Raw genomic sequence first — 25047 nt, 5'->3', positions numbered from 1 at the left:
TAGGTCCCCGGCGTGATCAGTTCGTTGATGAGGTGGGTCGAGTCCGCCAAGGCGTGGACGCGCGACAGAACCGAGCGCGCCCGCATCCGCTGGCGGTGGGTCGACCACCTCATCCGGACGGTCCACCGCTACCAGATCATGCACGGCGACCGGCTCGCCGGCGCGGTGACCTACTTCGCGTTCCTGTCGTTCTTCCCGATCATCGCCCTGGCCTTCGCGGTGTTCGGCTACGTCGTCACCTTCCGGCCCGACGCGCTGGCGACCCTGAACCAGGCGATCAACGAGCAGCTCCCGGGCCTGGCCGACAAGCTCGACCTGAGCTACCTGGCCGAGGCCCGCAGCGCCGCCACGGTCATCGGCCTCGTCGGCCTGCTCTACTCCGGCCTGGGCGCGGTCGACACGCTGCGCACCGCCCTGCGCGACATCTGGATGAGCCGCGAGCCCCCGGTCAACTTCCTCCTCGCGAGGCTCTACGACCTCGTCGCGCTGATCCTCATAGGCCTGGCGGCCATCCTCTCGACCGTCGTCGGCGGCGTGGCGGGCGGCGCGGCCGGCACGGTGGCCGACTGGTTCGGGATGGGGGAGTCGTGGCTGGGCACGGCCGGGCTGGCCGTCGCCGGCATCGCGGCCTCGCTGGCCGCCGACACCCTCGTCTTCCTGGTGATGTTCGGCTGGCTGGCCCGGCCCGCCCAGCCGTTCAAGGTGATCCTGCGCGGGGCGGTGGTCGGCGCGGTGCTGTTCGGCGTGCTCAAGCAGTTCGCGACGCTGCTGCTGTCGCACACCCTGTCGAACAACACGCTCTACGGCACGTTCACCGTCATGGTCGGGCTGTTGTTGTGGATCAACCTGTCGGCCCGGGTGATCTTCTACTCCGCGGCCTGGACGGCCACCGCCACCCTGGGCCCGCCGCCGGAGCCGTCACCGGCCCCGGCCACCCACGACGGCTACGACGAGGCCGTCGGCGACTGACGCCGCTTGCGGCGGATGCCCCAGCCGAGCAGCCCCACCCCGGCGACCAGGCCGCCGCCCAGGACGATCGTGGCCATCATGCCCGAGCCGCTCTCCCGGGCGTCGGGCGCCGACACGGCGGCGTTGCCCTCGGGCACCGGGGCCCTCTCGGCGGCCAGGGCCGAGGGCGCCGGGGAGGGCCGGTCGGGCAGCGGCTCGACCAGGGCGCCCACGGCGGCGCTCTTGCCGCGGTTGGCGAAGCCCCAGTTCATCAGCTCCTCGACGTCCTTCCAGAACGACTCCTCGTGGCGCATGACCGACACGATGATCGTGTGGCCGTCGCGCTTGGCCGCGCCGACGAAGCTGCCGAAGGCCTTGGACGTCCAGCCGTTCTTGACGCCGAGCATGCCGTCGTAGGTCCACAACATCTTGTTGTGGTTGCCGATCTCGTAGTGGCCCTTCGGCGCCGGGAACTTGGCGGTCTTGGTGGAGATGTACTCGCGGAAGTCCTTCAGCTTCAGGCCCGCGCGGGCGATCAGCGCCAGGTCGTACGCCGAACTGCTCTGCCCCGGCTTGTCGAGGCCGCTGGGGGTCTTGGCGACCGTGTCGTTGGCCTGGAGCTTCCTCGCGACCTCGTTCATGTCGGCGAGGGTGGCGGGGATGCCGCCGTTGGCCTCGGCCAGGGCGTTGGCGCAGTCGTTGCCGCTGACCATCATCAGCGCCCTGAGCAGGTCGTGCACCTTGTAGATCGGCTTGGGCACGAGGCCGACCGCGCTGCCCTCCTCGTTGACGGCGGCCTGGCTCGGCTTGACCGTCTTGTTCTTGTCGAGCAGCGGGATCAGCGTGAGGGCCGTCAGCGCCTTCAGCGTGCTGGCCGGCAGGAACCTGCCGTGGGGGTTCTTGGCCGCCAGCACCTCGCCGGTGTCGGCGTCGGCGATCACGTACGAGCTCGCCTTGGTCTTGGGCGGAGCCTGCACCCCCGCCGGGACGATGATCCCGGTGCCGGCCAGCTGCGGCCCGCCGATCACGTCGGCCGCCAGCGCCGCCGGCTGGGTGCCCGCCACCAGTCCGGCCGTGAGCACGGCGAGACTGAGGGCACTCGTACATCTACGCATGTCGCGAAAGATCCCCCAAAGATCGCAGGCGTACGCATTGGACCCTACTGGTTGAAAGACCGTTTGGGGGCAGTTGGCCGATTCGGGATGAGAGGTCACGATGCACAAGGGGCCTTGATCAGATGTGGGCTTTCGGTTTGGCCGATTAACGCCACGTCGGGTGAGAGTGCCTGAGACGATGGACTATGGAGGTTGTTGTGCCGATCGAGTTCAATCCGTCCCGCGGTGCGACTCTGGGCGTCGAGTGGGAGCTACAGCTCATCGACACGCACACGCGCAGACTCCGGCAGGACGCGCGCGAGATCCTCGCCGCGGTGCCCGATCTGAGCGAGAACGCCCGGCCCAAGGCCATGCACGAACTCATGCAGTCGCAGATCGAGATCGTGACGGACATCTGCCACACCGCGGCGGAGGCCGTCCAGGACCTGGAGCGGAGCCTGAACCGGCTCCGGGAGGTCGCCGAGCCGCGCGGCATCGCGCTGGCCTGCACCGGAACCCATGCGATCAGCGACTGGCGGGACGCGGAGTACTCGCCCAACCAGCGTTACCTCGAACTCGTCGAGGAGATGCAGTGGCTGGCATGGCGCATCCAAACATTCGGCGTACATGTTCACGTCGGGGTACGGGAACGAGATAAAGTCATTCCTATAGTCAACGCACTTGCGGCCTACCTGCCTCATTTCCTGGCGTTGACGACCTCCAGCCCGTTCTGGGGCGGCCAAGACACCGGGCTCGCCTCCAGCCGGGCAATCGTTTTTGGGGCACTGCCCACGGCCGGGCCGCCGCATTTACTGGCGGACTGGTCGGAGTTCGAGGACTACATGGAGACCCTGATTCGTGCCGGCACGATCAAGAGCATCAAAGAGGTCTGGTGGGACATCCGGCCCCACCCCGACTTCGGCACGATCGAGATCCGCATGTTCGACGGCATCCCGACCCTCCGCGAGGTCGGCATGGTGACCGCCCTGTCCCAGTGCCTCGTGACACAGTTCGACCAGCAGCTCGACCGGGGCTACAAGCTTCCGAGCCCGGCGGCATGGGTCGTGCGCGACAACAAGTGGCGGGCCACCCGCTACGGGCTGGACGCCGTCGTCGTCACCGACGACAAGGGCTCGACCGCCCCGCTGCGCGACATGCTGTACGAACTCCAGCGAGAACTCGAACCGGTGGCCGAGCGGCTCGGCTGCGCCGATGAGCTGGCCGTCCTGGGCGACGTGCTCGACCAGGGCAGCTCGTGCGAGCGGCAGCGGGGAATCATCGCCGCCGGTGGAACTCTTGAAGACGTTGTCGACGCGACCGTTACCGAGCTGGCCCAAGACCGGTTCGTCACCGCGAGGAAGGCAGATGGAGCAGATCATGCAGGGACATGATCAGGAGACGGAGTCTCCCGAGGGACATGGTCTGACGGGGGAGCTCGACGCCTTCCTCGCCGCTCACGAGAGTGAGCTCGTCGCGCTGCGCCGCGACCTTCACATGCACCCCGAGCTCGCGTTCAACGAGCACCGCACCACCGGCAAGGTCGTCGACCTGCTGAAGGGGGCAGGCCTGGAGCCCCAGATCCTGCCCCGGGGTACCGGCATCCTGTGCGACATCGGCACCGGCGGCGGGCCCACGATCGGCCTGCGCGCCGACATGGACGCCCTCGCCATGCCCGACGAGAAGGACGTGCCCTACCGGTCCCTCCAGCCCGGCCGCTGCCACGCCTGCGGCCACGACGTGCACACCGCGATCCTCGCGGGCACCGGCGTCTTCCTGGCCCGCCAGGCCGCCGCCGGGCTGCTGCCGGGCCGGGTCCGGCTGATCTTCCAGCCGGCCGAGGAGATCGTCGAGGGCGCCCTCGAAGTGATGGCGGCCGGCGGCATCAGCGGCCTCGACCGGGTGTTCGCGCTGCACTGCGACCCGCGCCTGGAGGTCGGCCAGCTCGGTCTGCGCTCCGGCGGCATCACCGCGGCGTGCGACCGGCTCACCGTCCGCCTGCGCGGGCCGGGCGGCCACACGGCCCGTCCCCACCTGACCGCCGACCTCGTGTACGCCCTCGCGAAGATCGTCACCGAACTCCCCGCGGCCCTCAGCCGCCGGGTCGACCCGCGCTCGTCGTTGTCCCTGGTCTGGGGCCGCGTGCAGGCCGGGTCGGTCGGCAACGTGATCCCCGAGGACGGGGTGATCGAGGGCACCGTCCGGTGCCTGGAGGACGAGGCCTGGCACGCCGCCCCCGACCTGATCAAGGCACTGCTCGACGGGGTCGCGGGCGCCTACGGCGTGGAGGCCGAGCTCGACTACCGGCGCGGTGTGCCCCCGACGGTCAACGACGCCGGGAGCGTGCAGATGTTCCGCGACGCCGCGATCCAGGTCCTCGGGCCCGACGCGCCCGCCCCGACCTCCCAGTCGCTCGGCGGCGAGGACTTCGCCTGGTACCTGGAGTCGATCCCCGGCGCGCTGGCCCGCCTGGGCGTGCGCACCCCGGGCGACAAGCGCGACTTCGACATCCACCAGGCGACCTTCGACGTCGACGAGCGCTGCGTGGGCGTCGGCGTGCGGGTGCTGGCCGCGACGGCCCTGACCGCCCTGTGGGACGGCCAGCGCACGACGGTCCGCCGGGGCTCGGAGTCGGAGGCGCTGCTCGCCTGATCGATCGCCTGATCGGTCACAAGGTGGCGTGAGCTGCATAACAGGCTGATTGCGGAGCTGTGCTGGCGTTTTGAGCATCCTTCCGGAACAACTATCTTCCGTGCAGGTTGCCGTGCGTTCTGTTCGCGCGTGCGACGGAAGTGAACGTCACGGAAGGGGAGTCCCACCTTGCTCCGCAATCGTTTTGGCAAGGTCGTCGCCGGTGCCGCCGCCGGTGCGATGCTGCTTGCCGCCGCCGCCTGTGGTGGCGGCGACACCACCGAGGGCGCCCCCAGCGCCGCGCCGGCCGACGGCGCGTCGTCGGCCCCCGCGGCCTCGGGCGTCAAGGTCGGGCTCGCGTACGACATCGGCGGCCGTGGCGACCAGTCCTTCAACGACTCCGCCGCGGCCGGCCTCGACAAGGCCGTGGCCGAGCTGGGCGTCGAGATCAACGAGCTGGAGGCCGGCAACGGCGAGGCCGAGTCGGCCAAGGAGGAGCGCCTGCGGCTGCTCGCCTCGGGCGGCTTCAACCCGGTCATCGCGGTCGGCTTCGCCTACTCCGCGTCGGTCGCCAAGGTCGCGGCCGAGTTCCCCGACACCAAGTTCGCCATCGTCGACGACGAGGCCAACAAGCTCCCCAACGTCTCCAACCTGGTCTTCGCCGAGGAGCAGGGTTCGTTCCTGGTCGGCGCGGCGGCGGCGCTGAAGTCGACCAAGGGCAACGTCGGCTTCGTCGGCGGCGTCGAGGTCCCCCTGATCAAGAAGTTCCAGGCCGGTTTCGAGGCGGGCGCCAAGGCCGTCAAGCCGGACATCAAGATCCAGGCCAAGTACCTGACCCAGCCGCCGGACTTCTCCGGCTTCGGCGACCCGGCCAAGGGCAAGACCGCCGCCGAGGGCATGTTCGACGCCGGCGCCGACGTGGTCTACCAGGCCGCGGGCGGTTCGGGCGCGGGCGTCTTCGAGGCCGCCAAGGCCGCGGGCGGCATGGCGATCGGCGTCGACTCCGACCAGGCCAAGACCGCCGACCCGACCGTCGCCGACGTCATCATCACCTCGATGCTGAAGAAGGTCGACGTCGCGGTGTTCGACTTCATCAAGAGCTTCACCACCAACTCCGTGGTGGCCGGCTCCAAGGTGTACGACCTCAAGGCGGGCGGCGTCGACTACTCGACGACCGGCGGCAAGGTCGACGACATCAAGACGCAGCTCGACGAGTACAAGGCGAAGATCTCGAGCGGTGAGATCACCGTTCCCAAGGAATGACACGGCGACGTGACCGTTGAGAGGCCCGGTGATCACCACCGGGCCTCTCGGCACGCTTACGCAGGAGGCCAGCATCAGCACCGAGACCACCGTCTCCGAGGTCGCCGTCCAGCTTGAGGGGATCACCAAGCGGTTCCCCGGCGTCGTCGCCAACCGCGACATCAGCCTGACGGTCCAGAAGGGGCACATCCACGCCATCGTGGGGGAGAACGGCGCCGGCAAGTCGACCCTCATGAAGATCCTCTACGGCATGCAACGCCCCGACGAGGGCGAGATCCGCGTCAACGGTTCGCCGGTGACCTTCCACACCCCGGGTGACGCGATCTCCGCCGGAATCGGCATGGTGCACCAGCACTTCATGCTGGCCGACAACCTCACGGTGCTGGAGAACGTGATCCTCGGCAGCGAGCCGAGGAAGGGCGGACTGGCCCTCGACTTCGCCGCCGCCCGCACGAGGATCAAGGAGATCTCCGACGCCTACGGCCTGGGCATCGACCCCGACGTCCTGGTCGAGGACATCGGCGTCGGCACCCGCCAGCGGGTGGAGATCCTCAAGGTGCTCTACCGGGGCGCCCGCATCCTGATCCTCGACGAGCCGACCGCCGTGCTCGTGCCCCACGAGGTCGACGAGCTCTTCGAGAACCTCCACGGCCTGGTCCGCGAGGGCATCACCATCATCTTCATCTCCCACCACCTCGACGAGGTGCTGAAGGTCGCCGACGCGATCACGGTCATCCGGCGCGGCACCACCGTCGCCGAGGTCGACCCCGCGAGCGTGACCGCCCGCCAGCTCGCCGAGCTGATGGTCGGCAGCGAGTTGCCGAGCCCCGAGACCCGCGAGTCGACCGTCACCGACGTGGTCGCGCTCCAGGTGACCGGTCTGACGATCGGCGCCGAGGGCGAGCGCAAGGTGCTCGACGACGTGACCCTCACCATCCACAAGGGCGAGGTCCTGGGCATCGCCGGGGTCGAGGGCAACGGCCAGGCCGAGCTGGTCGAGGCGATCATGGGCATCCGGCCCTCCACCGGCACGATCACGCTGGCCGGCGAGGAGATCACGTCCTGGACGACGCTGCGCCGCCGCGAGGCCGGGATCGGTTACATCCCCGAAGACCGCCACCGCCACGGGCTGCTCCTGGAGGCCCCCCTCTGGGAGAACCGGATCCTCGGCCACATGAAGGAGAAGGTCAACGTCCGGGGCTGGTGGATCAACCGCAGGGGCGCCCGCGCCGACACCCAGCGCATCGTCGAGCAGTACGACGTGCGCACCCCCGGGATCGACGTCCTGGCCTCCGCCCTGTCCGGCGGCAACCAGCAGAAGCTCATCGTGGGCCGGGAGATGAGCGGTGAGCCGAAGCTGCTCATCGCCGCCCACCCGACCCGGGGTGTCGACGTCGGCGCCCAGGCGGCCATCTGGGACCACCTGCGGACCGCCCGCGCGGCGGGGCTCGCGGTGCTGCTCATCTCGGCCGACCTCGACGAGCTGATCGGCCTGTCCGACTGGCTCAAGGTCATCCACCGCGGGACCCTCGTCGCCGAGTTCGACCCGGCGACCGTCACCCCCGAACAACTCGGTTCCGCGATGACGGGCGCCGGGGAGGAAGCATGAGCTCGACATTCACCGACCGCCTGCTCGGGCGGGTGAAGCCGAGCGCGTGGGTGCCGCTGACCGCGCCGCTCGTGGCCATCCTGTTCGCCGCGCTCATCACCTCGATCGTGCTGGTCATCACCGGCAACCCGGTGCTGGACACCCTCGTCACGATGGTCGAGTACGGCTCGCAGCCCCGCTCGCTCGCGCAGATCGTCAACTACGCGACGACCTACTACCTGTCGGCCATCGCGGTGGCCATCGGGTTCCGGATGAACCTGTTCAACATCGGCGTCGACGGTCAGTACCGCCTCGCCGGGCTGGTCGCGGCGGCGGTCGGCGGCACGGTCACACTGCCCGCGCCGTTCCTGCCGATCGTGATCATCCTGGTGGCGATGATCGTCGGCGCGGCGTGGGCGGGCATCGCGGGTGTGCTCAAGGCGACCCGGGGCGTCAGCGAGGTCATCTCGACGATCATGCTGAACACCATCGCCACCGGGATCGGCGCCTACCTGCTGCTGGAGGTGTGGGGCGTCCGGCAGGGCAACGACATCGGCACCAAGCCGATCCCGGCCGCCGGCCAGGTGCCGGGCCTCGGGCTGATCCCCGACACGCCCCTGAAGGTGTACGGCCTGTTCATCCTGGCCGTCGTCGTGGGCTTCGGCTTCCACGTGCTGTTGAACAAGATGCGCTTCGGGTTCGACCTGCGCGCCACCGGCCAGTCGGAGCCGGCGGCGGTGGCCAGCGGGGTCAACGTCAAACGCATGATCGTGTACGCGATGCTGATCTCCGGCGCCATGGCCGGCCTGATCGGGATGCCCCAGTTGCTCGGTGAGTCGTACACCTACAACCTGAACTTCCAGGCGGGTCTCGGCTTCACCGGCATCGCCATCGCGCTGCTGGGCCGCAACAACCCCGTCGGCATCGTGTTCGCCGCGCTGCTCTGGGCCTTCCTGGACGTCTCGGCCAACATCCTCGACCTCCACGACGTCTCACCGGAGATCGTGACGATCATGCAAGGTGTGATCGTGCTCTCGGTGGTCGTCGCGTACGAGCTCGCGCACCGCTATCGCGTCACCGCCGAGCAGAGGCGCGTCAGCCGGGAGCTGGCCGGTGCCGCGTCCACCCCGCAGAAGGAAGGTGCGACGGCATGACCACCACCACGACCGCCGCCCCGGCCGCCGCGCCCCCCACGCGGAAGTTCAAGCTGACCTGGCAGATCCTCCTCCTGGGCCTGCTCGCGCTGCTGTTCCTGCTCTCGGTCGCCCGGGTCGTCACCGGGGCCAACGACATCACCTCGGGCGGCGCGATCGGCGCGGCCCTGATGGCGGCCGTCCCGATCGGCCTGGCGGGCCTGGGCGGCCTGTGGTCGGAGCGGGCCGGTGTGGTCAACATCGGCCTTGAGGGCATCATGATCCTCGGCACCTGGTTCGGGGCCTGGGGCGCCATCGTCACCGGCAACGCCTGGGTGGGCGTGCTCGCGGGCCTGGTCGGAGGTGTGCTGGGCGCGGCCCTGCACGCCGTCGCGACCGTCACCTTCGGCGTCGACCACGTGGTGTCCGGCGTCGCGCTGAACATCCTCGGCCTGGGCGTGACGAAGTACCTGTCGACGCTGGTCTTCGCCGAGATGTCGGGCGGCGGCGACACGCAGTCGCCGCGCATCCCCGCGATGCAGACCGTCTCCATCCCCGGCATCGGCGGCCCGCTCCAAGACCTGGAATCCCAGCGCTGGTTCTTCATCTCCGACCTGGCCGGGGTGCTGCGCGGCCTCACCCAGAACGTGTCGCTGTTCACGCTGCTGGGCGTGCTGCTCGTACCGCTGACCTTCTGGTTGTTGTGGCGCACCGCCTTCGGACTGCGCCTGCGGTCGGTCGGCGAGCGGCCGGTCGCGGCCGAGTCGCTCGGCGTCAACGTCTACTTCTACAAGTACGTGGCGGTCCTGGCCTCCGGCGCCTTCGCCGGCCTCGGCGGGGCGTTCCTGGCGATCGTGGCGGCGGGCACCTACCGTGAGGGTCAGACCGGTGGACGCGGCTTCATCGGCCTGGCGACGGTCATCTTCGGCAACTGGCGTCCGGGCGGCCTGGCGGCCGGCGCGGGCCTGTTCGGCTACACCGACGCGCTCCAGCTCCGGCAGGGCGGCACCTCGGTGCACGCGCTGCTGCTGGTCGTGGCGCTGCTGCTGGTGGCGGTGGCGATCTGGCAGTTCGTGAAGCAGCAGCGGTCCAGGGCCGCCCTGCTGACCGGGATCGCGGCCATCGCGGTGCTGGTCGTCTTCGCGGTCACCGACACGATCCCCGAGCAGTTCACGTCGTTCACGCCGCACCTGACGACGCTGCTGGTGCTGTCGCTGGCCTCGCAACGGCTGCGGATGCCGGCCGCCGACGGGTTGCCTTATCGGAGGGGACAGGCGAAATGACGCCGATCGACTGGGACGCCTTGCGGGCCGCGGCGGGGGAGGCCATGCGGCACGCGTACGCGCCGTACAGCCACTTCCCCGTGGGCGCCGCGGCGCTGGTGGACGACGGCCGGATCGTGACCGGCTGCAACGTGGAGAACGCCTCCTACGGCATCGGCCTGTGCGCCGAGTGCGGTCTGGTGTCGGCCCTGCACGCCTCGGGCGGCGGTCGGCTGGTGGCGTTCACCTGCGTGGACGGGCACGAGGAGCTGCTGATGCCGTGTGGGCGCTGCCGCCAGCTGCTGTTCGAGCACGGCGGCCCCGACCTGCTGGTGGAGACGCCGGAGGGGCCGTGGCCGATGGCGAGGTTCCTGCCGTTCGCCTTCGGGCCTGACGATCTTTCGGGGAAGTAATGGCATTCGACGCGATCGACATCATCGTCACCAAACGTGACAGGGGCGAGCTTTCGGCCGCCCAGATCGACTGGGTGATCGACGCCTACACGTCCGGCGTGATCGCCGACGAGCAGATGTCGTCCCTGGCGATGGCGATCCTCCTCAACGGGATGAACCGCCGCGAGATCGCCGACTGGACCGCCGCGATGATCCGCTCGGGCGAGCGCATGGACTGGTCGATGCTCGACGGCCCGACCGCCGACAAGCACTCGACCGGCGGCGTCGGCGACAAGATCACCCTGCCGCTGGCGCCGCTGGTGGCGGCGTGCGGCGCCTACGTCCCGCAGTTGTCCGGCCGCGGCCTCGGCCACACCGGCGGCACGCTCGACAAGCTGGAGTCGATCCCCGGCTGGAAGGCCTCGCTCTCGAACGAGGAGATGCTCGCCGTCATCCGCTCGGCGGGCGCGGTCGTCTGCGCGGCCGGCTCGGGCCTGGCCCCCGCCGACAAGAAGTTGTACGCCCTCCGCGACGTGACCGGAACGGTGGAGTCGATCCCCCTGATCGCCTCCTCGATCATGTCCAAGAAGATCGCCGAAGGCACGGGCTCGCTGGTCCTGGACGTCAAGGTCGGCTCCGGCGCGTTCATGAAGAACGTGGCCGACGCCCGCGAACTGGCTCGCACGATGGTCGAACTGGGCACCGACGCCGGAGTGCGCACGGTGGCCCTCCTCACGGCCATGGACCGCCCCCTCGGCCTGAAGATCGGCAACGCCCTGGAGGTGGAGGAGTCGGTCGAGGTCCTGTCCGGCGGCGGCCCCGCCGACGTGGTCGAACTGACGCTGACCCTGGCCCGCGAGATGCTGGAGGCGGCCGGCGTCTCCGGCAAGGACCCCGAGACCGCCCTCAAGGACGGCTCGGCGATGGACGCCTGGCGTTGCATGATCACCGCCCAGGGCGGCGACCCCGACGCCCTGCTGCCACGCGCCGCCGAGACGATGGAGATCACCGCCCCCGCCTCGGGCGTGCTGACCACCCTCGACGCCCTGGGCGTCGGCGTCGCGGCCTGGCGTCTGGGCGCGGGCCGGGCCCGCAAGGAGGATCCGGTGTCGTTCGGCGCGGGGATCGTCCTGCACGCCAAGCCGGGCGACATCGTGCGGCAGGGCCAGCCGCTGATGACCCTGCACGCCGACGAGACCTCACGCTTCGAGCGGGCACTGGAGTCGCTGGAGGGCGCCTACGAGGTGACCGAGAACACCGACCCGGGCCTGCTGCCCCTGGTCGTGGAGCGCATCACCGCCTGACCCGACACGAGAGCCTGCCCGGTGACGCGAGCAGCGGGTCACCGGGCAGGCTGGTTTCGCGGGTCACCGCGTCGGTCGCTGCTGGTCCAGCAGGACGTCGGCGATGAGGTTGATGCGGTTGGTGGTCTCCTTGAGGGTGCGCAACATCTCGGCGGCGACCTCGTCTTCCACGGGGGCCGACATGGGGACCGACATGGGGGTCGACTTGGGGGTCGACATGGGGACGGCGCGGCGCGGCAGGGGGATCGGCGGGTGGACGGGCGTGCGGGCGACCGGACGGTCGGGGCGTGGCGCCGGACGGGCGGTCTGGCGCGGTTCGGGACGTGGGGCCGGGCGGGCTTCGGGGCGGTTCGGGGTGCGTTTGGCAGAGCGGGCCGGGGCCGGGGGCTTCGTGGCGCCGAAGAACAGGCCCAGGCAGCCCGCGAAGACCGCGAGGGCCAGTGACCCCAGGATGACGCTCGTGTAGCCGGGCATCGGCGCCTCCACCAAGGGGCGTTCGAGCAGGACCACCGTGACGGCGATGCCGATCGTGCCGCCCACCTGGCGGACGGACATGGTCGCGCCGACCGCGGTGGCGTAGCGCTCCGGGCCGGCGGTCAACGCGGCGGCGGCCGACGAGCCCGCGTTGAGCAGGCCGAAGCCCAGGCCCAGCGCGGCGTTCAGCGGCAACCACACCTGCAGGACGTCGAGCGGCCGGCCGGTGCCGATGACCAGTTGCAGCAGGCCGATGCAGCTGCCGGCGATCACCACTGCGCCCAGGTAGATGACCACCCGCGGGCCCCGGCGTTTGATCAGGCCGCCGGCGGCGACGCTGCCGACGAGGACACCGGCCGCGTTGGGCGCGATGGCGGCGCCGATCAGCTCCGGCGACCGGAACATGGCCTGGCCGAGGAACAGCGGCATGATCACCAGGATCGGGAGGGAGACCAGGCCGTACAGGGCCGAGAGGGTTCCGGCCAGGGCGAAGCGGCCCTTGCGCCACAGACCGAGGTCGATGGCGGGGGCCTTGTGGTAGGCCGAGCGGGCCATCGTCGCCAGCAGCATCAGCGTCCCCCCGGACACCGCGCCGATGACGTACGGGTCCCAGCCCCGCCGGGGGAACTGGACGATCGCCCAGGTGAGCATCGCCAGGGCGGCGCCCAGCAGGAGGCAGCCGATGATGTCGGGCACCGCGCCGCGGGTGTGGGGCGGCCGGGGCAGCGTCATCGACAGCGTGAGCAGGAGCAGGGTGAGGAACGCGCTGGGCACGAACAGCACGCGCCAGCCGATCTCCATGTTCTGGCTGAACCAGCCGCCGAGGGCGTACATGAGCGTGCCGGCGACGCCGGTCGACGCGCTCCAGACGCCGATGGCGGCGGCTCTGCGGGTGGTGGGCACCGTCGCCAGCAGCATCGCCAGCGAGGCGGGGACCATGAGGGCGGCGCCGAGCCCCTGCGCGGCGCGGGCGGCGAGCAGCAGGCTCCACATCGGTGTGACGACCGTGCAGAACGCCGCGAGGGAGAACAGGGACAGTCCGATGGTGAGCAGCCGCCGCGGGCCGAACACGTCGGCGAGCCGTCCCCCGACGGGCAGCAGCGCCGCGTACGGGAGGGCGAAGGCGGTCAGCAGCCACTGGACGTCGATCGGTGACTTGGGGCCGAAGCCGCTCTCGGCGAGTTGCGGCACGCCGAGGGTGGCGGCGAGCGTGTCGGCCATGGTGATGCCCATGATGCCGGCGCACACGATGACGGGTAGGTAGGTGGTCTTGCGCTTGTGGGAGCTGGGCGCCGGTCGTCCGCGCCCCTGGAGGCGGCGGGTCGGGTCGGTGAGCAACGGGGGAAGACCGTCGTCACCGCGCCGCTGTGTGAGAACGCTCATTCGGCCGGCTTGCGGGAGGATGCGGCGGGTTGGGGGAGGGAGACCAGGGTGTCGCTGATGTACGTCTGCATCGCGGGTCCTCGGCGGGGGTGCGCTGGACGTTTCTTCGCGGGCCACTGCCGGGGGTCCTCCTCCAGAAGGGGGAGGTCCCGGATGGGCGTCACGATCGCGGGGTGGAACTGCTCTTCGACGTGGAGGAATGGCCTGCCTCCAGCGAAGACGAGATACGAGCGGTAGACGCTGGGCCGGCCGACACCGCCCCATTCGCTCATCCGGCAGCCGGTCTCGGTGATCACGCGACGCTGTTCGACGGCCCCCTGCAGCACCTGGCCGAGGGGGGTGCCCCCGCCGTCGACGATGCTGCGGGCGACCAGATGACTCGACGTCATGATCACCGTGTTGACCGAGATGGCCCTGCCGTCCGGGCGGACGAGTTGCGATTTGCGGACGACGAGCGGTTCGTCGCCCTCACCGGCCACGAGTGCCTTGACGGCCGCGCGGGGGCGTACTTGCGAGGACGGCAGCCCCCGCTGGTCGAGCACACGGACGCGCAGCGGTACACCGAGTAACGCGGAAAGCAATTGCGTCGTTGATCCGTCGTTGGTGAGGACCATTCGGGTCACGGCGTCGGCCGGGATGCTCATATGACCCTCCTTTCCCGTTCTGACAAACTATCTGACACAAGTTGAGATCTTAATTACTTTCTCCACTTTCGCAATAGGGTCGGATTTCGGTCACTCTTGCACTGTCGCGTTCCAGCACGTCGTCACTGCAGGTGGGGGTATCGGCCAGGCTGTAAGACTTCTTGTCAAATTCCTTTACAGAAATGCGAGTGACATGTGTGGCGAGAGTCCTGATTGTCCTGGTTTGGGGTGTTGTGTCGCGTAAAAGGATCACGACAGATATGCATTTCCCCCTCCGTCACAATTCTTCTTGACATCGGCCTGTCAATACTTCCAACATCATTTGCATCAAGTCCGCGCGAACCCTCCTTCGTAAAGGCGGCAGTCAAGTGAACGTGCAATACCTGTTCGTTATGAACGGCGAAAGGGACGGACTGACCAGGCGTCGCGTCGTGAACGGCCGGGCGCTCGCCCGCCGGGTTCCGTGGCCGCACCGCGGCGGCGCGCGCATCCCCACCCCCCACCGCGGCACCGTGGCCCTGGTGGGCTCCGGCGGCTCCGAGGACGCCGCGTCGCTGCTGGCCCAGGTCCGCCAGGGCGGCTTCGACGTCGTGCTCGTCGACACCGACGACGTCTCGGCCGGCCGGTCCGGCCACACCGACCGGTTGCGGGTTCCGGCCATGACCCCGTCCGCGGTCGCCGCCGCCGTCGAGGGCTTCTCCCGCCGCGTCGACGGCGTCATCTGCTGGGAGCCGCGTTACCAGGAGGTCGCGGCCGCCGCTGCCGTGCGGCTGGGGCTGCCCTCCTTCGGGGAGACCGCCGCCATCGGCAGCGCCGACCCCGTCAGCACCCAGGTCCTGCTCGCCGCCGGGGGCATGCGCACCCCGCGGTCGATCCTCGCCGTCTCACCCGAAGAGGCGAACCGGGCCGCCCAGCTCATCGGCTGCCCCGTCCTGTTCGTCGCCCGGACCCCTGGAGGGAACCTGTCCCGGCGCCGCGTGGACGATCTCGCCGGCATCCCCGCCGGATTCGCCGGCGCCCAGGCCGCGACGGGTGACAGCGGCGCCGTTCTCGTCGAGGAGGTTCCGGTGGGCGCACCGGTCACGGTGGAGTGCTGGGTCCGTTCGGGCGCGCCGATCGGCGTCGCGGTGATCCGCCGGTTCGGCGAGTACGACATCGTCGACGCCGCCGACCCGCTTCTGGAGGACGCCGACGTGGCGGCCGTCATCGCCACCGCGGTGTCGGCCGTGGGCGTCCAGGACGGGCACTGCGGCGTCGGCCTGCTGCTGTCGGACGAGAGCGCCATCGTGACGGGCCTGCGGGCCGGGCCGCCCGACCCGCTGCTGTGCCACGTCGTCGAACTGGTCACCGGGGTCAACCTCCCGGCCGCCGCCGCTGCCATCAGCTGCGGCCGCGAACCGGAGGCCACCCGGCACCGCCACCGCCGCGCCGCGATCGTCACCCCCGTCGACATCCGCGCCCCCCGCCTGGCCGACCTCGACGACGACCTGCCGTACGCGGGCTGGCTCGAACGCTACGAGCCGGGCGGCCGGGCCGTCGTCACGGGCCGCAACCCCCGCGAGTGCGCCCTGCGCGCCGCCCACCTGAGGGCCGCCCACATGCGCGCCGCCCACCTGTACATCCCGGCGGAGTGGCCCTTCCTGCCCCCGTCGATCCAGCGCATCCGCGAACCGGAACCGGCCTTCGACCTCCAGCCGACCCTTCCCCCGGCACCCCAGCCGGCCCAGATCCCGGCCCCGCAGCCGCCGCACGCCCAGCCGGCCGAGATCCCGGCCCAGTTCCCTGCCCCACAGCCGTCGCAGGCCCAGTCGGCCCAGATACCAGCTCAGTTCCCTGCCCCGCAGCCGTCGCAGGCCCAGCCGGCCCAGATACCAGCCCAGTTCCATGCCCCGCAGCCGTCGCAGGCCCCTCAGCCGGTGGCTCAGTCGGCGCAGACGGCGGTGCCCCAATCGACCGCCCAGCCGGCCAGGACCGCGGTCCCGCAGCCGAGGCCCGCCGCGCCGATGCACACGACGCCGCAGCCGCTGCCGGCCTCCGCGCCGAACTCAACGCCCGAGCCGCTGCCCGCCTCGATGCCCTACTCGACGCCGCTGCCGGTGCAGACCGCCGCGCCGCAGTACATCCCCCCGCTGCCGTCGGTCCCGGGCGCCCACACCCGGCCCGGCCCCCTGCCGAACCCGATGCCGAACCCGATCCCGGTACAGCCCTCCGGGCCCCTGCCGCCGTCCGCCCAGAAGCCGCGATCCACGCCGGAACCGCCCGGCTCACCGCGCGGTGCGGTGCCGCACTCGACTCCCTTGCCCGTGGAGAGCGCCGCGCTGCAGGCCGTGCTTCGCCCGGCGTCGCACGACAGGCCGGAGCCGCCCGCAGCGGAGACCTCCGCGTCGCAGTCGCCCGAGCGGGGCCGGGAGCTTTCGCAGCCGTCGGAGCGGGGCCGGGGGCTTTCGCAGTCGCCCGAGCGGGCCCGGGAGCTTTCGCAGTCGCCCGAGCGGGGCGGGGAACTCTCGCAGCCGTCGGAGCGGGGCCGGGAGCTTTCGCAGTCACCCGAGCGGGGCGGGGAACTCTCGCAGCCGTCGGAGCGGGGCCGGGAGCTCTCGCAGTCGTCGGAGGGGGCCGGGGAGCTTTCCCAGCCGCCCGAGCGGGGCCGGGAGTCCTCGTCGGCGGAGGATCGGTCGGAGCCGTTGCCCGCGTTGACGCCCTACTCCACGCCGCTGCCCCCGCAGGCGCCGCCCGCCCCGTCTCCGGAGGCCGAACCCGACGACGCGCCCGAGAAGGCGGCGGCCGGCAGCCGGCCGGTCATGCCGCCCAGCATGGCGAAGGCCGTTCGATGAGGGCCGGGGGTTCGACGGCGGCGGTCTCCTTCTACGAGGAGGCGCCGAGGCGGCCGGGCGTCGAGGAGGTGCGGCTGACCACCGCGCCCCTCCGGTCGGCCCCGGCGCGGTGGGACGAGCTCGCCCCCCGTACCGCCGCGGGGTTCTTCAACGGCCGGGCCTGGCACCAGGCGCACGCCGACCCGGACGCGGCGGCCTGGCACGGCGTGGTCCTCGGCTGGGTCGGCGGCACAGGACGGCCGTCGTTGCGGACCGTGGTGCCGGTCAGCCACTACGACCGGGCCCCCGCCCGCCCGATGCTCGACCCGGCCCGGCTGTTCGGCTCCATGTTGCGGGGCGGGCGGTTGCGCACCCCCGAGGCCTGGGGGCGGGTCACGCTCATCGGTGCGACGGCCGGATACCGCACGGTGCCCGTCTGCCACCCGGACGACGAGCACCTGTGGGCGCGGGCCGTGCAGTACGCCATGCCCGACGACGGCACGGCCGCCGTGCTCTACCTCGACGGGCCCACGGCCGGGCGGCTGACCCGCTACTTCCCGCGCGCGCCGCTCATCCTGACCCACGCGCGGACGGTCATGCGGATCCAGGGCAGCACCTTCGAGGAGCACCTGGGCGCGCTCCAGCGGTCGAGCCGGACGCTGGCCCGGCGCGAGGAGCGGGTGTTCGCCGACGGCGCGCGGGCGATCAAGGTGCTGCCGCTGACGGCGGCCCTGCTGCCCGACCTGGCCCGGCTGCACCCCACGCCCAAGGAGGCCACCGCGGCCGAGCGCGAGCTGCGCCGCTACCTCGCCTCGCCGCTGGCCGGGTCGGCCCACGTGATCCTCTGCACGCACAACGGCGCCACGATCGGCTACCGGCTGGTCTTCCAGCACGGCGACGGCCTGGTCGCCCACCGCATCACGCTCGACCCCCGCCGCACCGGCCACTTCGCCGAGCAGCCGGTCCTGCAGTCGCACGCCCCGGTCAGGATGGGCCTGGCCCGGCACCTGCAGGAGATCGACTTCGGCGTCGGCGGGTTCACCGAGAAGCTGCGGCGCGGCGCGCGGCTGCTCCCGCTGTGGTCGCTGCTGCTGCGCCCGCCGCTCGGCTGGACGGCCCGGCACACCCGCGAGGTCAACCGCAGGCGCGCCGGCGAACTGTTCGACGCGTACGCGCAGGACATGGACGTCGACGACCTGGCCCTGCTCCGGCTCATCGCTCAGACCGGCATGTTCGCCGCCTAGGGGGAACCATGACGCACTCCATCTTCAGCCCGTTCGAGGACGAACGATCCGAACGCGCCGGCCGTCGTCCCTACGCAGACCCCGACTCCATCACCACCCTGGTCGACTCCTTCCGCCTGACGGCCTCCGACGACGACGTCCGCGAGCTGTTCGACCAGCTCAACTTCCATCTGGTCGCGGTGGAGAAGCTGCTCACGTCGTGGTACGCGCGTAAGCATCCGGGGCGTCCGCTGCCGCTGCCGCGCCGACCAACGCCGTGACCGTGCGGGAGTCGGTGCCCGCGCAGACGGCCAGCACGGCCGGGTCGCCGACTCCCCCCGCCCAGGCCGCACGCACGGCCGCGTCGCGGGCGACGGTGGCGAGCGCCTCGGTGTGCGCGGCGTCGGCGACGGCGGCCAGCCTCCCGGCCACCCGGTCCAGCAGCGGACGGCAGGCCCGCGCCAGGCCCGCCGTCCGCCGGTCCAGTTCGGCCCGGCTCGCCGCCAGGGCGGCCAGGGCCGTCTCGCGGGTCGGGGCGGGCCGCAGCCGCCGGACCCGGGCCTGGGTCATCCCGCCGGCCCGCGCGATCAGCCCGACGACGTTGACCCCGGCGGCCAGGGCCGCGCGGACCTCGTCGTCGCGGGCCGTCCGCGCCTCGCCCAGCAGGACCGCGGCGCGGGCCACCTCGGCCAGCGCGCCCCTGCCGGCGGCGCGCGGCGGCAGCAGCAGGTCGGCGCCGAGCCCTTCCAGGATCCGGGCCAGCGTGTACGGGCTGATCCGCGCCACCTCGCACATCGCGGTCACCGTGCGGTGTCCCTCGCGCCAGGCGCGGCGGACGGCGTCGCCGTGTTCGGCCCGCCGATCGCGGAGGGCGGCGGACGAGGCGGCGATCCGGGCCAGGAACGCGGCCTCCTGGGCCCGCGCCCGCAGCCGCACCTCCCGGCGCAGCGCCCGGACCCGACCCTCCGGCAGCCCGCTCACCCGCATGAGGGTGGTCAGGCTCGTCACCCCGGTCCGCACGCACACCCGCAGCGCCTCCACGAGCTCCCGGTCGGCCGGCTCGGACCCGAAGGGGATCTCGCTCTCCGGCAGCCCCGTCCAGGCGGCGACCAGTGCGGCGTCCCGGGCTCCGGCCGCGCGCAGGTCGGCCAGCGCCGCCCGCAGCGCCTCCCGGGCCGCGTCGCCGGCCGCGCGGGCCTCGGCGAGTTCGGCCGAGGCGGCGCGCACGGCGTCCAGGAGCGGCCCGGAGCGGGCGCGGTGGACGGCCAGCCGCCGCGACCGGCGCGCGTGGGTGCGGCACTGGTCGCCCATGACGGCGCGGTTGCCGCACCCGGTCGGCCAGGCGCACAGGTAGGGCACCCCGGCCGCGACGACCAGGACGGGCCGCCGGGCCAGCGCGGCGGCCAGTTCCTTGGACTTCCAGCCGGCCTCGTCGGCGGCGACCAGGCAGAGCGGCCCGTTGGCGTCGTCGAGCAGCAGTCCGGCGAAGGAGACGAGCGTGGTCGCGCGCATCCGCCCCCGATAGCGGGCCTGCGTATACCAGGCGAACCGGGTCTCCCCGGCGCGGTCGAGCGCCACCAGGAGGCTGAGGTCGCCCCCGAGCCGCGCCTCGGCGACGAACCGGACGGCCGCGCCGGCGCCCGCGTGGGCGAGGTAGAGGGGCAGCGTCTCGTGCTCCCACGGGCCGGGCTCGGCCGACGGGAACTCCTCGGGCCACAGTCCCTCGTCGCGCAGCACGGCGACGGCCCGGTCGGCGTCCACGGGCCTGCCGTAGGCGCGGCTCAGCAGGGCGGTGAGCGTCCGCATGGTCAGCAGGGCGGGTGGGCCCGCCAGGACGAGCTCGCGCAACCGGCCTCCCGCCGACAGGGGCTGCCGCCGGGCGTGTTCGCGGGCGGCGGCGATCCGGACCTGGCGGTCGGCCGTGCCGACGGGACCGCGCGGCGGGTGTTCCATCTCCAGCGAGGCGGTTCCGGCGGGCGCGGGTCCGCGTCCCTGGTGGAAGTGGCGGCGGCACAACGCCTGGACGGGGTCGCGGTCGGGGACGCGCCAGACGCGTTCGCCGCAACCGTCGGCCCACGTGCAGAAGAAGGCGTCGCCGACCGTCGTGGCGGTGGCGTCGAGATCGCGGGAGCGCCAGCCGGAGTCGTCGGTGACGACCAGGCACAGCGGTTCGGCGAGGTCCTGGCGGAGCCGCCGGGTGAAGTCGGCCAGCGTCGTGGCGCGCATGCGGCCCTGGTAGCGGGCCTCCTCGTACCAGGCGAAGCGGCGTTCCTGGTCGGAGGAGACGGCCAGCAGGAGCGTGCGCCCGCCCGGCAGCGGGACCTCCTGGACGAACCGCACCGCCGCGCCGGGCCCCGCTTCGGCCTGGAACAGCGGCAGCACGTCGTGGCACCAGCGGCCGACGGCGGGCGAGCCCGGCGGCAGCACGGGCGGCAGCGGCCCTTCGGGCCAGAGGTTCTGCGCGGAGAGCAACACTTCGGCCTCGCCGGTACTGACCGGATGACCGAAAAGCGCGCTCAGATGCCCGGCGAGCCGGTCCATCGTCCACAGGCCGGTGGACGGCCCGCCGAGCACGGCCGGCCGCAGATCGGGGGCCGAGGCGGTGGCGGGCGCGGGAGCGGGCCGGAGCGCGCGGGCGTCGCCGTCGCTGCGCACCCAGACGGTCAGCGGCAGCCCGGCCAGGCCGCGCGCGCACTCGTCGAGGTCGAAGACGGGATGGGGCGCCGTGATGAGGCAGGTGGCCCGGCCGGTCTCGGCCACCAGCCCGGTCGCGAAGTCGAGGAACGTGGCCGCGTTCGCCGGCCCGGAGTAGGCGCGGAACAGCAGCGGCCCGCCGGGGATCAGCGCATAGGCCAGGTGAAAGCCGAAAGGCGCGGCGGGGAGGGAGGAACGGGGGAGAAGCGCGCCGACGTCGACCAGTCCCCCGCGCATCAGAAGCGCGTCCTGTTCCCGTGCTTTCTCTTTTATGTACGCGTAACGCTGTTTCCACAATCGGGCGGAACCGTCCGGCCACGTGACGAGAGAGTGCCGCGGCCATAAACCGAGTGAACGCAGCAGACGGCCGATGCTGGTGAGCGTCAGCGAGACGCCGTGGTCGCGGGAGACGAGCTCGTTCACGAGTTCCCGCGTCCACAACCGTCCTGTCAAGCCCGCTGACTCCGGGCCGGCCAGCAGCGCGGTCGCCAGATCGTGCAATCCGTCGGGGGAGAGCGCCGACGGACGCCCCTGCAACGGGCTGGCCTGCAGTTTCTGCGGCTCGGAGCGGGCCTGGCGGAGCCATTCGTAGACCGACGACCGAGACACGCCCATGTTCCGGCTCACCTGCGCGACCCGTTCGCCCGCCTCGACGCGGGTCACGGCGGTGGTGCGCAGGGACGCGAGGAACGCCCGTCCGTCCACATCCCGCATACGATGCGGACGGCTTGTCAAATCTTTGTCAATGACAGTGTAATGATCCACGTGCGACCAAATAACACGAATTCGGCAGCTATGCAAACATTCGTCTCGATAATTCTGTCAGGAAACCTGACACAAATAGGCCCCATCGCGGGGAGCTGCCCAGATCAGTGCCGGGGTAGGCGGGTATTCACCGTCCGGAACCGGGCTTTCGGTCCAGGCAAGACGGGCATGAGCTGAGAAACCTGCACTGATTAGTCCCGTGAACACGTTTGCTGGTGGTCAAGTTGCCCTGTCACGTCTATGCTCCGTTTGACGCACTTGATCGAGGCGTCGATTTACGCACCGTGTTAGGCGAGGAGCACAGTGCCCGAGAAGATCGCTCAACGCGTTCGAGCCGCTCGCCTGCAGAGAGGGTTGTTGCCATTCCAAGTGACGTCCGAACTGGATGCCGACTCGATCGAACGGATTGAAAGCGGAGACCTCGAACCGACCGCGGCAATGATCAGGATCATCGCGCGAGGACTCCGGTGCTCCCCTCTGTGGTTGACCGACGGACTTGACCCGCACACGATCGCGGGCCTGCGGGCCGAAGCGGCCAAGGCGGGCGGCGCGCTGGCCGAAGGCCGGTTCCCCGAGGCGAGGGACCGCTACGCGGCGCTGCTCCGGCAGCCGTCGCTGGGCATGGTCCCCGACCTCTGGCGGCAGGCCGAGCTCGGCCAGGCCCAGGCGGCCGAACGCGAGGGCGACCTGCCCCAGGTGATCAGCCGCGTGACGCGACTGCTCGACTCCCACCTCGACGAGTCCTCCGAGACGCTGGCCCGGTCGAGCGGCCACTGGACGCAGTTCGTCGACTACCGCGTCCGGCTGGCGACCGTGTTGTGCCGCTGCCACCTCGAAGCGGGTGACATTTCGGCCAGCGTGGCCGTGGGCGAGAGCGCGCTCGACCGCGAGATCGGCGCGGCCGGCTGGACCTCCAGCGTGATCGAGCTCGGATGCGCCCTCATCGCCACGTACGGAGAGCAGGTCGACCTGCACTCCCATCCGGAAGAGGCCGGACATGGTTCGCATCTGCGATTGCATCTGCTGCTGAGCGAGCTGACGAGTGCCGCGATAGAGCTCGGCGAGCCCCGCGGACGTATTTCGGTCGCTTGGCAGAACGGAATCGCGGCGGCGAGGTCCGGATTAGCGCCGACCGCACGGGGCCTTTTTGAGCAGGCCCTATCCCTGTACGGCGCCGGCTACCACGACCCGCTGGGCCTGGCCCGGCTGCGGGCGACCATGGCCGGGGAGCTCATCAGGGCCGATCCGGCGACGGTGGAGGAGCTCTTCCCGGTCCTCACCCGGGCCCAGACCGAGCTGGCGGAGGCGGCGGCGGGGATCGTCGACCGGGGGTTCTGCGCCCTCGCGCTGGCCCGTGCCGACATCGTCAGAGGCGATCCGCACCAGGCGATCGACCGCGCCAACGAGGTCGTCAAGGCGGTCGGGGAGACCGCCGCCCTGCTGCACGTCCACGCCTCGGAGGTCATCGCCGAGGCGCATCTGCGGCTCGGCGAGACCTGGGAGGCCGAACAGGCCCTCGTGGCCGCCGCCGAGCGCTGGGAGACGATGAGCTCCCGCGAACGCGCCTCGACGATGTGGATGCGGGTCGCCGACCTCAGGATGCGGGGCGACGACCCCGAGGGTGGTCGAGCGGCCCTCGACCGGGCGCTCGCAGTGATGGCGGTCTGAGCCCGCGCAGCAGGTCGTCGGGCTCGCGCCCCAGATGCCGCAGCACGCAGCACATGTGCGCGAAGACGGCCTCGGCGCGCGGATAGCGGTCGGTGGAGGCGGCACGCGCGTGCGCCTCGAAGGCGGCGATCAGGGCTTCGGGGTAGTCGGCCAGGTAGACGCCGGAGATGCGCGGCGCGAACATCGACAACTCGCGGTCGAGCTGCCAGTAGTAGGAGACCAGGTCGGTGAGCGGCTCACACGCCTTGACCAGGTCGTCGTGGTTCTCGAAGCGGGGCACCGGGTGGTCGTGGTCGCAGACGGGCACGTCGCCGAGCGGGGCCGGTTCGGGCCGTCCGGGGTCGAGCGGGACGTCGGGGAACTCGATCTCGTTCTCGCCGCCGCTCTCCAGGAGGATCCGGCGGGCCGTGGCCAGCGGCGGATAGCCGAGGGTGAGGCCGCGCACGGCCCTGGGCAGCTCGGCGAAGGCGTCCACGCCGGCGAAGGTGTGGTTGGCGGGCGATTCCTTGCGGTGCGACAGCAGGCCCCAGGCGGCCGTCTCGGCCGCCTCCGGGGGCAGCACGTCGCGGTAGTAGGCGACGAGCGCGTCGAGCTCGAACAGCTCCCCGTACGTCTCCTCGCGGCCCGCCGTGATGTGCAGGGCGTTCCCGTCGACGCGTTCGCGGTGATACTCCAGCCCCACCCGCCGGGCGCGGATGCACCACGCCTGCGCCTCGTCGAGGGGGAGGGTGAACCGGCCGAACGGCTTGCGCCCGGAGAGCAGCGCGCCGGCTATCCAGCGTTCACTCCAGGCGGCTCCGTCGTAAGGCGACGGGTCGGCGAGATCTCTTAGTAACCCCTGTGAAAGGACCTCGTTCCACGGGCTCACTAGAGAACTTCTGAATCCATTCATGGCGGGTCCGGTGAAATCCCAGATCCGGTATCCGTGCCAGACGGCGAGTATCCGGGTCCAGGAGCCGAACTCGCTTTCCGCCCGCTGTCCGGCGTAAAGGCCATGTAATGGGTTGCCGAAGTCGTCCTGGAAGGGCCCGGGTTGGACCCGTCCTGCGGGGCTCACCGGTGTTCGATCATCATTCAGGGGCGTCCAGCCGCGCACGGGGCCGGGCCTCCTTTCCGCCATAGGGATTGTCAGGCTCCCCACCGGCACCTTCAGAAGCGCGCCGAAACCGAAAAGAATTTTGCCCGATCAACGATCGGTCGCGCAATGCACCGAATTACCCAAGGTGGGCATTTTGCGCTGCACGTGCATCTTCGCGTGCGTTTGAAAGTTACTTTCCCTTATGTGCGGGCCGAATTCACCCTGCGGGGGTGGCGGCCAGGTGGTCGCGCAGCACCCGGCGCTGCGTGGGCAGCGCCTCGGAGTGGCGGATCCGGCCGGCGTCGGTCAGCGTCACGAAGACCCCGCGGCGGTCGTCGGCGCACATCGAGCGGAGCACGAGCCCGGCCTTCTCCAGGCGGGCGATCAGCCGGGACAACGCGCTCTGGCTCAGCGGGACCCCGGCCGCCAGTTCCTGGACGCGGAACTTCCCGTCGGAGCTGAGGCAGACGCCGTCGACCAGGCGGTCGAGCACCTCGAACTCGCTGACGCCGAGCCCGTGGCGCTCCTGCAGCTCGCGTTCCAGGTCGGAGACGATCGCGGCGTGCCTGGCGGACAGCTCACGCCAGGTGGACACCACCTCGTTGTCGGTCATCGTGCACCCCTGATCTCCTTGCGCGGCACCATAGCATCCCGTACAAGCATATGCAAACGCATTAAATGCTTGTGCATTGAATG

General features: G+C 71.2%; 19 protein-coding genes. 13 read left to right on the top strand and 6 right to left on the bottom strand.

Annotated features, from left to right (window positions below; all coding sequences use genetic code 11):
* Positions 1–27 precede the first annotated feature (27 nt).
* Positions 28–969, top strand: a complete 942-nt coding sequence (locus QSK34_RS17690) for a YihY/virulence factor BrkB family protein (RefSeq protein WP_285585388.1) — start codon at positions 28–30, stop codon at positions 967–969.
* On the opposite strand, the gene QSK34_RS17685 is transcribed toward QSK34_RS17690, so the two are convergent.
* The gene (locus tag QSK34_RS17685) at positions 945–2063 is read right to left on the bottom strand and encodes a D-alanyl-D-alanine carboxypeptidase family protein (RefSeq protein ID WP_161482637.1); all 1119 of its coding nucleotides are present in this window, start codon (positions 2061–2063) and stop codon (positions 945–947) included. The genes QSK34_RS17690 and QSK34_RS17685 overlap by 25 nt on opposite strands.
* Positions 2064–2260: 197 nt before the next feature.
* Between QSK34_RS17685 and QSK34_RS17680 the strand changes: the two genes are divergently transcribed.
* From QSK34_RS17680 to QSK34_RS17645, 8 genes are all read left to right on the top strand, one after another.
* Positions 2261–3433, top strand: coding sequence for a glutamate--cysteine ligase (locus QSK34_RS17680; RefSeq protein WP_161482638.1), 1173 nt, complete (start codon positions 2261–2263; stop codon positions 3431–3433).
* Positions 3420–4691: an amidohydrolase gene (locus QSK34_RS17675; RefSeq protein WP_285585387.1), complete on the top strand. Its 1272-nt coding sequence runs from the start codon at positions 3420–3422 to the stop codon at positions 4689–4691. The genes QSK34_RS17680 and QSK34_RS17675 overlap by 14 nt, the downstream gene beginning before the upstream one ends.
* Positions 4692–4859: 168 nt before the next feature.
* Complete coding sequence (locus tag QSK34_RS17670; RefSeq protein WP_285585386.1) at positions 4860–5933, top strand: BMP family lipoprotein; 1074 nt, start codon at positions 4860–4862, stop codon at positions 5931–5933.
* 73 nt (positions 5934–6006) lie between these two features.
* The gene (locus QSK34_RS17665) at positions 6007–7542 is read left to right on the top strand and encodes an ABC transporter ATP-binding protein (protein WP_285585845.1); all 1536 of its coding nucleotides are present in this window, start codon (positions 6007–6009) and stop codon (positions 7540–7542) included.
* Positions 7539–8675 carry an ABC transporter permease gene (locus QSK34_RS17660; protein ID WP_285585385.1) on the top strand — a complete coding sequence of 379 codons (1137 nt, stop codon included), beginning with the start codon at positions 7539–7541 and terminating at the stop codon, positions 8673–8675. The genes QSK34_RS17665 and QSK34_RS17660 overlap by 4 nt, the downstream gene beginning before the upstream one ends.
* Positions 8672–9937, top strand: coding sequence for an ABC transporter permease (locus tag QSK34_RS17655; protein ID WP_285585384.1), 1266 nt, complete (start codon positions 8672–8674; stop codon positions 9935–9937). Before QSK34_RS17660 ends, QSK34_RS17655 begins: the two co-directional genes overlap by 4 nt.
* Complete coding sequence (locus tag QSK34_RS17650) at positions 9934–10329, top strand: cytidine deaminase (RefSeq protein WP_285585383.1); 396 nt, start codon at positions 9934–9936, stop codon at positions 10327–10329. Before QSK34_RS17655 ends, QSK34_RS17650 begins: the two co-directional genes overlap by 4 nt.
* Positions 10329–11612: a thymidine phosphorylase gene (locus tag QSK34_RS17645; RefSeq protein WP_285585382.1), complete on the top strand. Its 1284-nt coding sequence runs from the start codon at positions 10329–10331 to the stop codon at positions 11610–11612. Before QSK34_RS17650 ends, QSK34_RS17645 begins: the two co-directional genes overlap by 1 nt.
* A 63-nt stretch (positions 11613–11675) precedes the next feature.
* Here QSK34_RS17645 and QSK34_RS17640 read toward each other — a convergent pair whose 3' ends face one another.
* Both QSK34_RS17640 and QSK34_RS17635 read right to left on the bottom strand, forming a co-directional pair.
* On the bottom strand, positions 11676–13469 hold the full coding sequence (locus QSK34_RS17640; protein ID WP_285585381.1) for an MFS transporter: 1794 nt from the start codon (positions 13467–13469) through the stop codon (positions 11676–11678).
* The gene (locus QSK34_RS17635; protein WP_161482644.1) at positions 13466–14113 is read right to left on the bottom strand and encodes a chorismate pyruvate-lyase family protein; all 648 of its coding nucleotides are present in this window, start codon (positions 14111–14113) and stop codon (positions 13466–13468) included. The genes QSK34_RS17640 and QSK34_RS17635 overlap by 4 nt, the downstream gene beginning before the upstream one ends.
* A gap of 392 nt (positions 14114–14505) precedes the next feature.
* Between QSK34_RS17635 and QSK34_RS17630 the strand changes: the two genes are divergently transcribed.
* The 3 genes from QSK34_RS17630 to QSK34_RS17620 are packed head-to-tail and all read left to right on the top strand — an operon-like array spanning position 14506 to position 18427.
* Positions 14506–16944 (top strand): hypothetical protein, encoded by a 2439-nt coding sequence (locus tag QSK34_RS17630; RefSeq protein ID WP_285585380.1) that lies wholly within the window; start codon positions 14506–14508, stop codon positions 16942–16944.
* Entirely contained in the window at positions 16941–18167 is a 1227-nt protein-coding gene (locus QSK34_RS17625) for a GNAT family N-acetyltransferase (protein ID WP_161482646.1), read from the top strand. Before QSK34_RS17630 ends, QSK34_RS17625 begins: the two co-directional genes overlap by 4 nt.
* 8 nt (positions 18168–18175) lie before the next feature.
* Entirely contained in the window at positions 18176–18427 is a 252-nt protein-coding gene (locus QSK34_RS17620) for a hypothetical protein (protein WP_030451368.1), read from the top strand.
* Here QSK34_RS17620 and QSK34_RS17615 read toward each other — a convergent pair.
* On the bottom strand, positions 18360–21545 hold the full coding sequence (locus tag QSK34_RS17615) for a transposase (RefSeq protein WP_285585379.1): 3186 nt from the start codon (positions 21543–21545) through the stop codon (positions 18360–18362). The two genes, QSK34_RS17620 and QSK34_RS17615, sit on opposite strands and share 68 nt — an antisense overlap.
* Before the next feature lie 543 nt (positions 21546–22088).
* On the opposite strand from QSK34_RS17615, the gene QSK34_RS17610 reads away from it, so the two are divergent.
* On the top strand, positions 22089–23273 hold the full coding sequence (locus QSK34_RS17610; protein ID WP_161481703.1) for a hypothetical protein: 1185 nt from the start codon (positions 22089–22091) through the stop codon (positions 23271–23273).
* Here the strand turns inward: QSK34_RS17610 and QSK34_RS17605 are convergent.
* The gene (locus QSK34_RS17605) at positions 23200–24141 is read right to left on the bottom strand and encodes a hypothetical protein (protein WP_161481702.1); all 942 of its coding nucleotides are present in this window, start codon (positions 24139–24141) and stop codon (positions 23200–23202) included. The genes QSK34_RS17610 and QSK34_RS17605 overlap by 74 nt on opposite strands.
* 427 nt (positions 24142–24568) lie before the next feature.
* On the bottom strand, positions 24569–24964 hold the full coding sequence (locus QSK34_RS17600; RefSeq protein ID WP_285585378.1) for a MarR family winged helix-turn-helix transcriptional regulator: 396 nt from the start codon (positions 24962–24964) through the stop codon (positions 24569–24571).
* Between the last annotated feature and the right edge of the window lie 83 nt (positions 24965–25047).

The sequence above is a fragment of the Herbidospora sp. NBRC 101105 genome, from assembly GCF_030269205.1.
GTDB lineage: Bacteria > Actinomycetota > Actinomycetes > Streptosporangiales > Streptosporangiaceae > Herbidospora > Herbidospora solisilvae.
Note: the sequence above shows the minus strand (reverse complement) of the source record. Positions and strands in the feature narration are given on the sequence as shown.

Excerpts from the sequence above, each read along its gene's own strand:
- QSK34_RS17690 (WP_285585388.1), top strand. The coding sequence starts at position 28 with ATGAGGTGGGTCGAGTCCGCCAAGGCGTGGACGCGCGACAGAACCGAG.
- QSK34_RS17685 (WP_161482637.1), bottom strand. The coding sequence starts at position 2,063 with ATGCGTAGATGTACGAGTGCCCTCAGTCTCGCCGTGCTCACGGCCGGA.
- QSK34_RS17675 (WP_285585387.1), top strand. The coding sequence starts at position 3,420 with ATGCAGGGACATGATCAGGAGACGGAGTCTCCCGAGGGACATGGTCTG.
- QSK34_RS17660 (WP_285585385.1), top strand. The coding sequence starts at position 7,539 with ATGAGCTCGACATTCACCGACCGCCTGCTCGGGCGGGTGAAGCCGAGC.
- QSK34_RS17655 (WP_285585384.1), top strand. The coding sequence starts at position 8,672 with ATGACCACCACCACGACCGCCGCCCCGGCCGCCGCGCCCCCCACGCGG.
- QSK34_RS17650 (WP_285585383.1), top strand. The coding sequence starts at position 9,934 with ATGACGCCGATCGACTGGGACGCCTTGCGGGCCGCGGCGGGGGAGGCC.
- QSK34_RS17645 (WP_285585382.1), top strand. The coding sequence starts at position 10,329 with ATGGCATTCGACGCGATCGACATCATCGTCACCAAACGTGACAGGGGC.
- QSK34_RS17640 (WP_285585381.1), bottom strand. The coding sequence starts at position 13,469 with ATGAGCGTTCTCACACAGCGGCGCGGTGACGACGGTCTTCCCCCGTTG.
- QSK34_RS17635 (WP_161482644.1), bottom strand. The coding sequence starts at position 14,113 with ATGAGCATCCCGGCCGACGCCGTGACCCGAATGGTCCTCACCAACGAC.
- QSK34_RS17630 (WP_285585380.1), top strand. The coding sequence starts at position 14,506 with ATGAACGGCGAAAGGGACGGACTGACCAGGCGTCGCGTCGTGAACGGC.
- QSK34_RS17625 (WP_161482646.1), top strand. The coding sequence starts at position 16,941 with ATGAGGGCCGGGGGTTCGACGGCGGCGGTCTCCTTCTACGAGGAGGCG.
- QSK34_RS17620 (WP_030451368.1), top strand. The coding sequence starts at position 18,176 with ATGACGCACTCCATCTTCAGCCCGTTCGAGGACGAACGATCCGAACGC.
- QSK34_RS17600 (WP_285585378.1), bottom strand. The coding sequence starts at position 24,964 with ATGACCGACAACGAGGTGGTGTCCACCTGGCGTGAGCTGTCCGCCAGG.